Annotated in this window: 11 protein-coding genes; 3 read left to right on the top strand and 8 right to left on the bottom strand. The window is 41.5% G+C overall.

Features of this window, described 5'->3' with window-relative positions; all coding sequences use genetic code 11:
- Positions 1-86: 86 nt before the first annotated feature.
- Positions 87-617, bottom strand: coding sequence for a porin family protein (locus ACTQ9S_RS09710; protein ID WP_068038740.1), 531 nt, complete (start codon positions 615-617; stop codon positions 87-89).
- A gap of 292 nt (positions 618-909) precedes the next feature.
- Here ACTQ9S_RS09710 and ACTQ9S_RS09705 point away from each other — a divergent pair, with 292 nt between their 5' ends.
- The gene (locus ACTQ9S_RS09705) at positions 910-2,142 is read left to right on the top strand and encodes an 8-amino-7-oxononanoate synthase (RefSeq protein ID WP_440454831.1); all 1,233 of its coding nucleotides are present in this window, start codon (positions 910-912) and stop codon (positions 2,140-2,142) included.
- A 175-nt stretch (positions 2,143-2,317) separates the two neighbouring features.
- The gene (locus ACTQ9S_RS09700) at positions 2,318-3,127 is read left to right on the top strand and encodes a methyltransferase domain-containing protein (RefSeq protein ID WP_440454830.1); all 810 of its coding nucleotides are present in this window, start codon (positions 2,318-2,320) and stop codon (positions 3,125-3,127) included.
- Positions 3,128-3,225: 98 nt separating this feature from the next.
- Here the strand turns inward: ACTQ9S_RS09700 and dnaK are convergent, their stop codons facing one another.
- Positions 3,226-5,166, bottom strand: coding sequence for a molecular chaperone DnaK (gene dnaK, locus ACTQ9S_RS09695; RefSeq protein ID WP_350657230.1), 1,941 nt, complete (start codon positions 5,164-5,166; stop codon positions 3,226-3,228).
- 300 nt (positions 5,167-5,466) lie between these two features.
- Positions 5,467-6,072: a nucleotide exchange factor GrpE gene (gene grpE / locus ACTQ9S_RS09690; protein WP_068038751.1), complete on the bottom strand. Its 606-nt coding sequence runs from the start codon at positions 6,070-6,072 to the stop codon at positions 5,467-5,469.
- A 245-nt stretch (positions 6,073-6,317) separates the two neighbouring features.
- On the opposite strand from grpE, the gene ACTQ9S_RS09685 reads away from it, so the two are divergent.
- Positions 6,318-7,865 (top strand): alpha/beta hydrolase, encoded by a 1,548-nt coding sequence (locus ACTQ9S_RS09685; protein WP_440454829.1) that lies wholly within the window; start codon positions 6,318-6,320, stop codon positions 7,863-7,865.
- Here ACTQ9S_RS09685 and ACTQ9S_RS09680 read toward each other — a convergent pair.
- The 5 genes from ACTQ9S_RS09680 to ACTQ9S_RS09660 form a co-directional block, all read right to left on the bottom strand.
- Positions 7,842-8,969, bottom strand: a complete 1,128-nt coding sequence (locus ACTQ9S_RS09680; RefSeq protein WP_440454828.1) for a metallophosphoesterase — start codon at positions 8,967-8,969, stop codon at positions 7,842-7,844. The genes ACTQ9S_RS09685 and ACTQ9S_RS09680 overlap by 24 nt on opposite strands.
- Before the next feature lie 148 nt (positions 8,970-9,117).
- On the bottom strand, positions 9,118-10,212 hold the full coding sequence (locus tag ACTQ9S_RS09675) for a metallophosphoesterase (protein WP_351118961.1): 1,095 nt from the start codon (positions 10,210-10,212) through the stop codon (positions 9,118-9,120).
- Positions 10,213-10,506: 294 nt separating this feature from the next.
- The gene (locus ACTQ9S_RS09670) at positions 10,507-11,469 is read right to left on the bottom strand and encodes a TIGR01777 family oxidoreductase (RefSeq protein ID WP_068038758.1); all 963 of its coding nucleotides are present in this window, start codon (positions 11,467-11,469) and stop codon (positions 10,507-10,509) included.
- A gap of 23 nt (positions 11,470-11,492) precedes the next feature.
- Positions 11,493-11,741, bottom strand: a complete 249-nt coding sequence (locus ACTQ9S_RS09665) for a hypothetical protein (protein WP_440454827.1) — start codon at positions 11,739-11,741, stop codon at positions 11,493-11,495.
- A 175-nt stretch (positions 11,742-11,916) separates the two neighbouring features.
- A complete protein-coding gene (locus tag ACTQ9S_RS09660) occupies positions 11,917-12,867 on the bottom strand; it encodes a fatty acid desaturase family protein (protein ID WP_440454826.1) in 951 nt (316 codons plus the stop codon).
- Positions 12,868-12,949: the final 82 nt, after the last annotated feature.

The following is a 12,949-nucleotide window of genomic DNA, read 5'->3' as shown; positions in this document are numbered from 1 at the left end:
ACAAAAAAAACGACCACATTGAGTGATCGTTTTTTTGTTTTACTAAATCTTGAAGCTTATACTTTTTGGTTTATTCGCTAACAAGCTTAGAATTTCAATTGAGCGCCGACTGTCATAAGGTCTGCATCATTACCTAGCATGTCGTATTCAGCTTCGACACTAAAGTCTGAGTTAACTGAGTAACCAAGACCTACACCACCAGCAATACTGGTATCACTATCAGAGAAATTACGTGTCAAAGTACCTTTGCCTTCTACTTCAGTTTTAGCGACACCTAATTTACCTTTGGCATATAAGCCGGTATTTGGGAAAGCATAACGATAAGTACCATATGCGCCATAAGTTTTGGCATCAACTTCACCGTTATAGTAATCAGCATCATCTGAACCTACATATTCAGCTTCAATACCGAAGTTAGGGTCAAAGTTATAACCGCCATAAACACCGTATGCTGTTGGATCATCTGTACCAGAACGATCTAAGTCGAACTGACCAACTTTCACACCAACGTATGGTTGACCAGTGTAGCCATTACCATAAGATACAGCGGCTTGTGCGCTCACGCTTAATAAAGAACCAGCTGCTAACGCAAGTAGAGTTTTTTGTAGAGTTTTCATTGTTATCTCCTTGAAACGAAATTTGACAAACAAGTTAGTTATTAGTGTTGGCTGTTATAGCCATATCGCCTTGTTTGCTAACGATGAGTACATAGTAACAAACTATTTCAAAGACTCTGTCAGTGTTTAATAGTATGAGGGTTAAGATTTGCAAGTGTTTATCATCACTCTGGTTACAAACACCAAGATATGAAATTTTTTGTTACAAGTAGCTATTTTGTGCAATACTTCCCACTTATTAGTTAGATAATTAATGCCAAAAATTATAAGTAAGGTAAAGGAATATATAAATATGGCAAGTTTTATAGTGGCGCAATTGCAAGAATCATTGACACACTTGAAATCCCAGCAGCAATATCGTCGTTTACCAAGCCTAGAACATCAGGGACGTTACGTAATTAACCAAGGCAACACTCTACTTAATATTGCCAGTAACGACTATCTAGGCCTAGGCTGCGACATTGAGTTGCAAACTGAGTTCCTCAATAAAGTAGAAAAGTTGCCATTGGCACAGCTACCTAAGATGAGTGCCACTTCCTCACGGTTGCTCACAGGGAATGATACACAGTTGCAAGCACTAGAATCTGAGTTGCAGAATTGGTATCAGGCAGCCGTCCGCAAACAAAATGCAGATAAGTTAAAATCGGTGTTGGTATTGAACAGCGGCTATCATGCTAATATTGGTATCTTGCCAGCACTAACGGCGCTACCAATCAAGACCCTTATTTTGGCAGACAAACTGGTACATGCCAGTATCATCGATGGACTACGTTTGAGCCAAAGCAAGATGGTCACTTATCGTCGCTACCGTCATAATGATTATGAGCATTTAGCTAAATTTATTGCGCAAGCAGATCCAACTGTTGAGCGCATTATTATTGTCACTGAAAGTATTTTTAGTATGGATGGTGACCGTGCTGATTTGCTTCGGTTAGTGCAATTAAAAGCCAAAGATTCTCGCATTGAGCTTTATGTCGATGAAGCACATGCTGTTGGAGTATTGGGCGATACAGGTCTAGGATTGGCAGAAGAAACACATACCTTGGCTGATATTGATTATTTGGTCGGTACCTTTGGTAAAGCATTTGCTTCAGTTGGTGCTTATATAATGTGTGATGATGTCGTCAAGCAATGGCTGATTAACACCATGCGCCCGCTGATTTTTAGTACTGCGCTCCCTCCTATCAATCATGCATGGACACGCTTTATCTTGGCAAAGATGCCAAAACTAAATGATCAACGCACACATCTAGCACAGTTATCTATGAAACTTAGTCAAGCCATCAATCACCTACATCCTGTGTCGTCAACTACCCAAAATATAAGCTATGATTCACCTATTGTTCCCTATATATTGGGCGATAATGGGCGTGCTCTGGCCAAAGCGCAACAACTGCAAGCGGCGGGATTTTACGCATTGCCTATCAGACCGCCTACCGTTCCTGCAAACACAGCTCGTATTCGTTTAGTCATGAATGCCAAACTGACGAATGAAGACTGCGATCGGTTGATACAACAATTATGATTCTATTATGCAGTAGAAGGCTAACTATATAGAGTCGCTCAAAGATAATTTGAATACTAGGAAGGCGAGTACAAGTACTGCTAATAGTAGACTGAGAGCGCCTGACACCGTATCCGATTTAGATAGGATTGACTATATCAAGCGACAATTGACTTACTTGGATGTGATAAACAATATGGAAATGCTCGCCACACCTTATAACTTCAGCGCCAGAAAACAGACCATCGCTCGTCATTTTTCTAATGCCAGCGACTATGACCAACATGCCAATATTCAGCAGCAAGTCTGTCAGTATTTATTGGCCAGTATTGCTCATAACAGACAAGATAGTGTGTTAGAAATTGGTGCAGGCACCGGTCAAATGACACGCCTACTAGCGGCATGTATTCAAAGTCAGCATTGGCTTATCAATGAGTTGTGCACGGAACAAGCTACTACATTGCAATCAATTTTACCAACCGCCAAAATAGCGATTGGTGATGCTGAGACGATGGATTTCGAGAGACTACATAGCTTGATCATTAGTGCCAATGCGATACAGTGGTTTGATAACCCTTTAAGTTTTGTAGTGCAATCAGCATTGTGCTTACAAGCTAAAGGTCAATTGTTATTTAATACCTTTACTTCAAATAACTTTCTCCAAGTTAAAGCATTAACTGGTCAAGGACTACACTATCCAGATATTGATGAATGGCGATTTGCACTGGCTGATGCCGGCTTTGAGAAAATTCAGCTATCGACTCAGCGCTTTGATTTACCGTTTGCTAATCCATACGCTATATTGAAACATATGAAACTGACAGGAGTGTCGACCAATCTAACGCAGACCCAATCTACTAACTCCCAACCTTTTATATGGACAAAAGCACGTTTAAAACAATTTGAGCTGGATTATTGGCAGCATTTTTCAGCACAAGATGAAGATGGTCAGGCTTACGTTAATTTGACTTATGAGGTACTGACAGTGAATGCTTTTAAACCATAAAAACACGACGTATCGTGTAGTAATGATAATAACCATAAAAAAAACGCACCCCGAAGGATGCGTTTTTTTAATTTAATTACTTATGATTATATAAGTTCTTATTTTTTGTCTTCGTTTACTTCAGTAAACTCAGCATCGACCACGTCATCATCAGCTTGGTTACTATCAGCTGATTCAGCTCCTTGTTGGAACTGACTTGGATCCATACCTTCAGCGCCAGCACCGGCTTCAGCATAAATCTTCTGACTGACTGGCAAGAAAGCATTGTCTAACGCTTCAAGCTTCGCTTTGATGTCATCATGATCATCTTCTTTAGCAGCTGTTTCAAGCTCAGAGATAGCGGTTTCTACTGTTGATTTTTCTTCATCAGTCACTTTGTCTTCAGCTTCTTTCAATGCTTTTTGAACCGCATGGATACGACCATCAGCTTCGTTACGAACTTGCGCTAAGTTAGCAAATTTCTCGTCTTCTTCAGCGTTGGCTTCAGCGTCACGCACCATTTGTTCAACTTCTTCATCCGTCAAGCCAGAGTCTGCTTTGATCTGGATGCTTTGTGCTTTACCAGTACCTTTGTCAGTTGCTGAGATGTTCATGATACCGTCAGCGTTGATATCAAAAGTTACTTCGATCTGTGGTAAACCGCGTGGCGCTGGTGGAATCTCAGTCAAATCAAAACGTCCAAGCTGTTTGTTTTGATTGGCGATTTTACGCTCACCTTGATACACCTGAATCGTTACTGCTGGCTGGTTGTCTTCTGCCGTTGAGAATACCTGTGATTTCTTGGTAGGAATCATGGTGTTTTTCTCAATAACAGGCGTCATTACACCGCCCATCGTTTCGATACCTAGTGTCAATGGCGTAACATCAAGCAATAGTACGTCAGTTTTGTCACCAGACAATACCGCACCTTGAATCGCTGCACCAGCGGCTACTGCTTCGTCAGGGTTCACGTCTTTACGTGGCTCTTGACCGAAAAATTCTTGTACTTTTTTCTGTACTAGTGGCATACGAGTCTGACCACCGACTAAGATAACATCGTCGATATCGCTGAGTTTAATACCAGCATCTTCAAGAGAAATCTTACAAGGACCCATCGTGCGCTGAACTAGCTCTTCAGTGAGGCTCTCTAGTTTTGAGCGACTGATAGTGACGACTAAATGCTTAGGACCACTGCTATCAGCAGTAATATATGGCAAGTTCACTTCAGTGCTTTGCGCGCTTGATAACTCAATTTTAGCTTTCTCTGCCGCTTCTTTTAGACGCTGCATCGCAAGAGAGTCACCTTTAAGGTTCACGTCTTGCTCTTTTTTGAATTCAGCAACTAAATATTCAATCAAAGCTGAGTCAAAGTCTTCACCACCAAGGAATGTATCACCATTGGTTGCTAGTACTTCAAACTGCTGCTCGCCATCAACGTCAGCGATTTCGATGATTGATACGTCAAACGTACCGCCACCTAAGTCATAAACAGCAACCGTGCTATCGCCTTGCTTTTTGTCCATACCATAAGCAAGTGCAGCCGCTGTTGGCTCGTTGATAATACGCTTTACATCAAGACCAGCGATTTTACCCGCATCTTTAGTTGCTTGGCGCTGTGAATCGTTAAAGTAAGCTGGTACGGTAATAACCGCTTCAGTCACACTTTCACCAAGATAGTCTTCGGCGGTCTTTTTCATTTTTTTCAAGATTTCAGCAGAAACTTGTGGTGGTGCTAATTTCTTACCGTTAACTTCGACCCAAGCATCGCCATTATCAGCTTTAGCGATTTTGTATGGCACCATGCCGATGTCTTTTTGCACAACTTTGTCATCAAAACGACGACCGATCAGACGTTTGATTGCAAACAAAGTGTTGTTTGGGTTGGTGACTGCTTGACGCTTGGCTGACTGACCAACAAGCGTTTCGTCATCTTTATAAGCGACGATAGATGGTGTAGTACGTGTACCTTCAGCGTTTTCGATGATTTTAACTTTATCACCTTCCATTACGGCTACACACGAGTTAGTTGTACCTAAATCAATACCAATTACTTTACCCATAATTAATTACTCCAAATTTATTCTAGATTACTGTTTATAAGATTGCTGCTTATCTAAGCTACTTTATATATAAGCTACTTTGCATATTGGTTGCTAGGCGCATTTATTGTTCATACTATTGAGCTGTACTGAATAAATGCGACTAGACTTGGTATATCAGACCTTAAGTGGTCACTTGTTGCTTTATATCGGTTTACGTTTATGGTTTTTCAAGTCGATGACAGTACATTAACTCGGTTTTGTGTGAAGTTTTGTGAATATCCCTACTTTTGCTAAGGCTTACCTTCATTCCCACTTCGATTACTGACCGACACGTACCATAGCGGGACGCAATAGGCGACCATTTAAGTTATAGCCTTTTTGCAACACAGTGCCAACGATATCCGCTTCTGCTTCTGGGTCAATACCTACTGCTTCATGGAAATCAGCATTAAACTTCTCGCCTTGTGGATCAACCACTTCTACGCCATGCTTATTGAGTACGGTTAGCAGCGCTTTATGAGTCAATTTAACACCTTCAGCGACTGGATCTTCAGGATCAGCCATCTCGACAGCACGCTCTAGGTTATCGACGACCTCTAACAATTCTTTAGCAAATTTTTGCAAAGCGAATTTTTTGCTTTTATCCGCTTCTTGCTCCATACGCTTTTGCGCATTGTAAGCTTCAGCATTGGCTCGAGCGGTACCTTCTTTAGCTTGTTTGACCTCACCTTCAAGCTCAGCGATACGCGTGTGAAAAGCATCGATATCGATATCGTTTTCGATAGTATTGTCTTCGCCAGAGTTATTTCCTGGATTAAACTCTTTCATAGTTTCCTCTAAAATGCTTTCATCACGGTCGATATTGCTCTGTGCCGCTTTTGGGTCATTTGCGTCAAACTCGTGGTTGGGTGCTTGTTCAGTCATGATAGCTCCTTATGATTTTATTAATGAGTCTTAAACTTAATGTAAAATAAAACCGCTAAGCGCGGATTTGTTATAAATGGATTTGTTGGAAATAACCGCTTGGTATAATTATGTTCTGATAGCTGCTTGATAAAGGCCATAGGGGCAAATTTCAAGCCTAAACAAGATGAATTTTTAGCTTTTGATGAAATAATGAGCTTTAATAGACAACGATGGACTTAAAAGATACTAAAAGCTGAGAGTAAGTGGCTCAACAACATGATAATTTTATTATCTGTCATAGGCTGCTAACCTTTATATATTTTCGAACTCATTCTCTCACTTGGTTGAATTTACTAAGGAATATTACGCCAGTCCTACCAATTCCATCCATAAATGTACTGGTAAGTAAAATTGCTAATACAATAAAAGCGCTACGCAGTCGAGCAAGCAGTGATGCATCAGAGCGTAGTCCATCAAAAGGCAGTTCAGCAAAAGATAGTAAACTGCTAATTAATCATCTAAACAATAGCCTTTCTAGTGATATTCACCACTCAAAAGCGCGCTATCAAAAGCATGCATTTCACTATGTGCTAAAAGGTCTCGGCTATCTGCCTACGCCCCTACTTGAAAGGCTTAATACCTCTTTACAGGGTTCTAACACTAAGCAATACCCACATGCTGATGCCCACTTGCGTTTGATTATAGCGCTAAATAATAAGCTTAAGCGCCCGCTACGTATCGATAAACTGACTACGTTACGACATAAATTTGCAGCTGACGCAGTCGCTATGCAAGCGCCAAACGTCTGGCAACAACTGGATAATGATTTAAAGCTGCCGATTAAAGATAATGCAGAAATCAACGCAAAAAATAACGCGAAAACTAGCACACAACGTAAGGCAGAAACTGGCGCAACGGTTCGCTGGCAAGATGAAATAATAGCTAACGCTGACGGCGATGATATGACGGTGCGCTGTTATCAGCAGCATGGGCAAAGTGTTGATGAAACTAACCGCGATAAAACAGTCATGTTGTTCTTTCATGGCGGCGGGTTTTGTATTGGCGACCTTGATACTCATCATGAGTTTTGTCACGCAGTCTGCAGACAAACAGGCTGGTCGGTGGTCAGTGTTGACTATCGATTGGCGCCAGAGTATGTTGCCCCAACCGCTCTTAGAGACTGTCTAGCTGCTTATGAATGGTTAGCTAAGCGCTGCCATACTTTGGGTGCATTGCCATCGCGTATTGTATTATCAGGTGACAGTGCCGGTGGTTGCTTAGCAATCTTGCTCGCTCAACAAATCACTGCGCCAGACGCTACGCAATGGTTAAATTTAGGGTTAGATGAAGAAGACATGATTAATAAGTTGCAAGACTTGCCTCGTCCACTAGCCCAACTGCCTCTCTATCCTGTCACCGATATTGAAGCGAATTATCCTAGCTGGACGCTATACGGTAAAGGGTTATTGCTCGATTACAATGATGTGGAAGTGTTTGACACAGCCTACATGCAACATAGTACTTTGTCAGGCTCACACCCGCTTACATCGCCTATGCACGGCAATAACACGCGCATGTGTCCAAGCTATATTGTGGCGGCTGAATTAGATATCTTACGTGATGAGGCTTTGATTTATGCTGACCAATTACAAGATAGTCGTATCGCGACTAAGACCTACACTGTGCTAGGCGCGCCGCATGGCTTCATTCATTTAATGAGTATTCATAAAGGTCTTGGTCATGAGACGGCTGGTATTATTGACAAGTTTGCCAGCTTTGTCCGTCAATTACTTACCACTAAGAGTGATTAACCAAATCTCTGAGCGCGAACCCAAGCGAAATGGAATACCCCAAAAACCATAGCCGGATGACACCACAAAGTGTCCTTTGCCAATGGCTTCATAACCATAACCTAGACGGTTAATAGCACTGACGATAAAATTAGCGGGAAATATTTGACCATTATGAGTATGTCCTGATACTTGTAAATCAATGGGTAGCTGGCTATGTTCAACGATATCACTAGGACGATGGTCTAGTAATATGATGGGCTCATCTACATTTACTTGCGCCAGTAATTCTGTCGTCGCTACGCGCTCACGTTTGTGATTATCAAAACGGCCAACCAACCAAATCGGTTGACCTTGATGCGTCAGGCAGACTACATCATCGTTCAATAAATGCACGCCAGCACTACGCAGTGAGTGACTAATAGGCTGTTCATGCCCGTATAAATCATGATTGCCTAATGTCGCATAGACCCCGTAAGGCAGGCTAGCACATAGTTCAGTTAAGTTTGCCTGCATATCATAGGCTGTAAATGCTTCGGTATTATCATCCATAATATCGCCCGGCATTAACAGTATATCCGCTTCAGACTGGACGACAAGGCGACGTAGCCTATCTATCGCATCGCCACCAAATAGCCGACCAATATGTAAATCACTAGCTACCGCAATACGTAATTGCCTTACCATCGGTTTATTAATACTAATAGTTTTTTTACGTACAACAGGTACGTAGGCGCTATATAAAGCATAAATGAACAGACCAATAAAAATAACCAGAGCAAGTACTCGCAACCCCGTTGCCACTACCGAAGGATTAAGAACACGGTAGTCAGTAAAGGTTACTATTAGCCCATAACCTCCGTATAACAAGCTGGTGAGCAACGCGGTTAGTACCATGAAATGCATAATCAACATCCAACTACTCACCCAGCGATAGCTGTTTGCAAACACTCTTTTTACACTCAGTAGCAGCAAGCTATTGGTAATAGCAAATATAGCAATCCATATTAAAATTTGTAGCGCGATATCAATCCAAGGCTGTAACCACCATTGTAAGCTTAGCGCAGCTCCTAAACTAAAAAGCTGCAACAGTACAAAAATGGTGATAAAAAATGCGTAGCGCATGAGTAATTCCAGAGTGATTTTGGTATTTAAAGAAATTTAGACAAGACAAAAAAGTTTAAGCGGAAGTTTGGTAACGTATAAAAAGCCTCTACTATGCTTATATAGTAGAGGCTTTTAGCATGGGCATTAGGTCATTTATTTAAACAGTTTATGGAGCAGATTGTAACCTAATCATCCATATCTCAGAGCGCGTTCCTAGCCTAAATGGTACAGGACCAAAACCATAGCCTGAAGATACTAGAAACTGCGTATTTTCTATATTTTTGGTACCGTGTACCAGTGGTTGAAACCACTGTTTTAGCATCGTCAATGGAAATATCTGTCCGCCATGCGTATGTCCCGATAAGTGCAAATCTACGGGTAAATCGCTGATCTCTTCTAGCGCTGTAGGACGATGCTCTAAAAATATAGTCGGCTTATCGGTATCAACCTTCGACAGTAATTCTGATGCTGATAAGCGTGTAGAATCTACATCGTCTGAACGCCCGACTAACCACACTGACTCGTTAAGCAATACACTCTCATTATCCAGTACTGTGATACCTGCATCTGTTACCGCTTCAGCGATTGCTTCTTCGTACCCTAAATAATCATGATTTCCTAATACAGCATACACGCCAAGCGGCGCTCGCAGTTTTGACAATCGCTCATGCATATTGGTTTTGTCGTAATAGATAGTAGTATCATTCATAATGTCACCTGCCAGCACTACCATGTCAGCATCCTGAGCATCGATGAGATTGACCAACCTATCTATCTGTCGATTGCCAAACCATCTACCTAAGTGCGTATCGGATACTAAGGCAATATCTATTGGCTCATTCAATGGCTTGGTTGTCGTAACAGTTAACTGATGTACCACTGGCGAGTAGGCATTAAACACAGCTAAACTTACGATGCCAATATATATCATTACCCCGAAACTACGTATGAGCTTAGGTCGGCGCTGACCTTTCAATAACTTATAATATATCAGAGCAATAGCGGCGGTAATCAGCGCAGCATAGATCATAAAGCCTTGCAAAATACCCACGACTAAATAGATATGAAAAGGTGCGAGCCAAAAATCACTAAGCCCATAAACGAGCGCCACATTATTAATGATGAAAATGGATGGTAAAATTGCTTTTTTTATAATCGAACGTTTTGGCTTAATGAGCCACCATAAGATAACGCTTGTGGTTAACGCCAGCAGTTGGGTAATGATAATAAAGAAAAACCACATAATAATATCTGATTGCATAAAGATGGCGTCATCTTATAACAAATTTATGCGAATCTGTATTGCTGAAACTTTTTTCATAGATATTCCACTTTCTGCCTACTAATATTAGAGCGTGTCATCAATTAGCACATTTATAAAATTAGTAGTCTTAAAATCTAAATGATGACATGCCCCAGTTTTATCAAAAACTTTGTTCGAGCCTTTATTCTTATCATCCTTACCTTACAAAATCTAATGACTTATTAGGATATATATCTACTGTATAGGTTTCACGTGAAACAGTATTACCTTCTATAATTTTTGCTATCTTCACTACTTCTGATCTTCTAACGCCTGCTTAAACGTTGGTTGCTTAAACTCATATCCTGCGTCCTGTAATGCTTGTGGCAATACCCTTTGCCCATCAATCAGTAGCGTCGACATCTCACCGAACATCAGCTTAAGCAAAAACTCTGGCAAAGTGAAAAACGTTGGACGATTTAGCCATGATCCAAGTGCTTTGGTAAAAGTATGATTGGTTACTGGGTTAGGCGCAGTGAGGTTATAGACCAGCGCTGGCGTATCATTTGTGGTTTTTAGCGAGTTATCCTGCGTGGTCTGACCGTTCGTATAATCAGTACAATGCTTTTCAATGATAAATATCGCAGCCCCTACCCAGTCTTCACGACTGACCCAGCTCATAATTTGATTGCCATCACCCAATTGTCCACCGACGCCCATCTTAAACGGTGTTAAAAGCTTACCCAGCATACCGCCATCAGGATGAATCACCACACCAGTGCGCACAATAGCCACAGGTACGCCATGTTCAGTGGCCTTGAGCGCTAACTGCTCCCAATCATCACATAATTTATGAGCAAAATCCGTCTCAAAACTACTACTTTCAGTCAATGGCTTATCACCTTGCACTCCATACCAGCCAATCGCTGAACCGCTAACTAGCAGTTTAGGCTTGGCGCTACTGCGTGCAATAAATGCTAATATTGACTCGGTAGGCTTAACGCGGCTCGCCATTAGCTGCTCTTTACGGGTATCGCTCCAACGCGAGTCTGCAATCCCAGCACCTGCTAGATTTAGAACGACATCGAAGCTTTTATCAGTCTTTGCAAGCTCATCATAAGTCATCATAGCGATATCGTCAGGGTGTGCTTGGCTGCTATCACGAGTCAACCAAGTAATATGCAGCTCTTTATTCTGTGCGCGGTAACGTGTCATCAGCTCACGACTAAATGCACTACCTAAGAATCCTGAGCCACCACTGATTAGAATATTCATGCCTTACTCCCTATATCTTTTGCTTAGCATTCAGTTGAAATTAATCCTTTGTAACTATCCTCTTCCTTTTCGGATGTTATATCAAAACCACTTTTACATACTTTTGGTAAAGCAAGGCAACTAGCGATAACAGCATTTACAGCGCCGAACAGACCTACGATAAACATAAAAGCCAACAACACTCCCATTTCTATCCATGAATTTATACCTAAATAGATGACGATTGAACCCATATAAAATGCAGATGTCATAAATCCAATTAAAAAAGACATACATATACTTTTATGATCACCAAGCCATATCTTTTTGCTGGCGATAATAACACCCGTCAATAGCGCTGGAAGGAAACTGAGTAACCCAACATAAAGTATAGAGCGTCGGTAGTGGTTAGTGAATTCATCGTGAATAATTAATAGATAAGTATCTCAGTTTTATCCAGCCTACCTACTATGCAAAGCGCTTACGAATAGGACACTCACCATCATCGTTACTATGATGATAGCTATCTTTTATTTTGTTCCATCGATTATTTATAAAGTCCATAACAACAGATATATTGGGCAATACATGCTGATCGGTCAGGTGTGGCGCTACTGCATCCAAACGCTTGGCTAACTCAGGTAAATGATTGGATGGCACAGCAGGAAATAGATGATGCTCTACGTGATAGAGTAAGTTAAAAGTTAGTATGTTGACCAATGGGTTACGCTCAGTGCGGGCTATCGTTTCATCGCAATCATGATGCACACCCCACACAGCAATGATTCCGACACTAGCATTTGCCAACGTCATGGTCAGTAGGTGATACATCAACACTTGCGCTAACATGGCAAGAGTTGAGATAGTAAGCGTGGTCAATACAAGGGCAACTAAGATGACTAAAGCAATTAAGCCAAACTCTAACCAAGCCAAGTTTTGATTGCGGCGATTGCTTAGACGCAGTCCTTGACGATAGATATCGAACCGATAGGTTATGCCACCCAACATCGCTTGCCACCATGACACTTTTGCTAGACTGCCCTCAATATCACTATCGCCTAGGGGGTCACGATGATGCGCCATATGAGTAGCTCGAATGCTATGCAAGCTGGTCATCAATAGCACACTAAGCAACAGTAATATGGCGGTAGTCATGCGTTTACCTGTACCTAAGCTATGGTGATAACCATCGTGAGCTTGGCGAAAGGCCGCAGCAAAAAACAGATACGACGCGCCGCACGCTAGTACATACCAAGATTGACTGGCAAACCACCATGACAGCAATAAAAACGGATAAGGCAAAATAAGGTTATAAGCAATTTGGCCGCGAGTCAGCTGGTGCAAGTCTTTCCACTCTACTGAGCTAACAGCATCTTTGATCGCTTGCTCTTTATTACCATGTGTTTTATTTGCTTTCATTTCACACATCCATTTGTCATTACTGCTAATGAAGGGAGTCTATATAAGCGCTACATCATTACATTAATTTCTGTTAAAACAG

The sequence above is a fragment of the Psychrobacter sp. ASPA161_9 genome (genome assembly GCF_051970275.1).
Classification (GTDB): Bacteria; Pseudomonadota; Gammaproteobacteria; order Pseudomonadales; family Moraxellaceae; genus Psychrobacter.
This window is presented reverse-complemented; position numbering and strand designations above follow the sequence as displayed.

What these genes read in the sequence shown, in the direction of transcription:
- grpE (WP_068038751.1), bottom strand. Translation starts at nt 6,072, where the DNA reads ATGACTGAACAAGCACCCAACCACGAGTTTGACGCAAATGACCCAAAA.
- ACTQ9S_RS09700 (WP_440454830.1), top strand. Translation starts at nt 2,318, where the DNA reads ATGGAAATGCTCGCCACACCTTATAACTTCAGCGCCAGAAAACAGACC.
- ACTQ9S_RS09675 (WP_351118961.1), bottom strand. Translation starts at nt 10,212, where the DNA reads ATGCAATCAGATATTATTATGTGGTTTTTCTTTATTATCATTACCCAA.
- ACTQ9S_RS09680 (WP_440454828.1), bottom strand. Translation starts at nt 8,969, where the DNA reads ATGCGCTACGCATTTTTTATCACCATTTTTGTACTGTTGCAGCTTTTT.
- ACTQ9S_RS09660 (WP_440454826.1), bottom strand. Translation starts at nt 12,867, where the DNA reads ATGAAAGCAAATAAAACACATGGTAATAAAGAGCAAGCGATCAAAGAT.
- dnaK (WP_350657230.1), bottom strand. Translation starts at nt 5,166, where the DNA reads ATGGGTAAAGTAATTGGTATTGATTTAGGTACAACTAACTCGTGTGTA.
- ACTQ9S_RS09665 (WP_440454827.1), bottom strand. Translation starts at nt 11,741, where the DNA reads ATGTCTTTTTTAATTGGATTTATGACATCTGCATTTTATATGGGTTCA.
- ACTQ9S_RS09710 (WP_068038740.1), bottom strand. Translation starts at nt 617, where the DNA reads ATGAAAACTCTACAAAAAACTCTACTTGCGTTAGCAGCTGGTTCTTTA.
- ACTQ9S_RS09705 (WP_440454831.1), top strand. Translation starts at nt 910, where the DNA reads ATGGCAAGTTTTATAGTGGCGCAATTGCAAGAATCATTGACACACTTG.
- ACTQ9S_RS09670 (WP_068038758.1), bottom strand. Translation starts at nt 11,469, where the DNA reads ATGAATATTCTAATCAGTGGTGGCTCAGGATTCTTAGGTAGTGCATTT.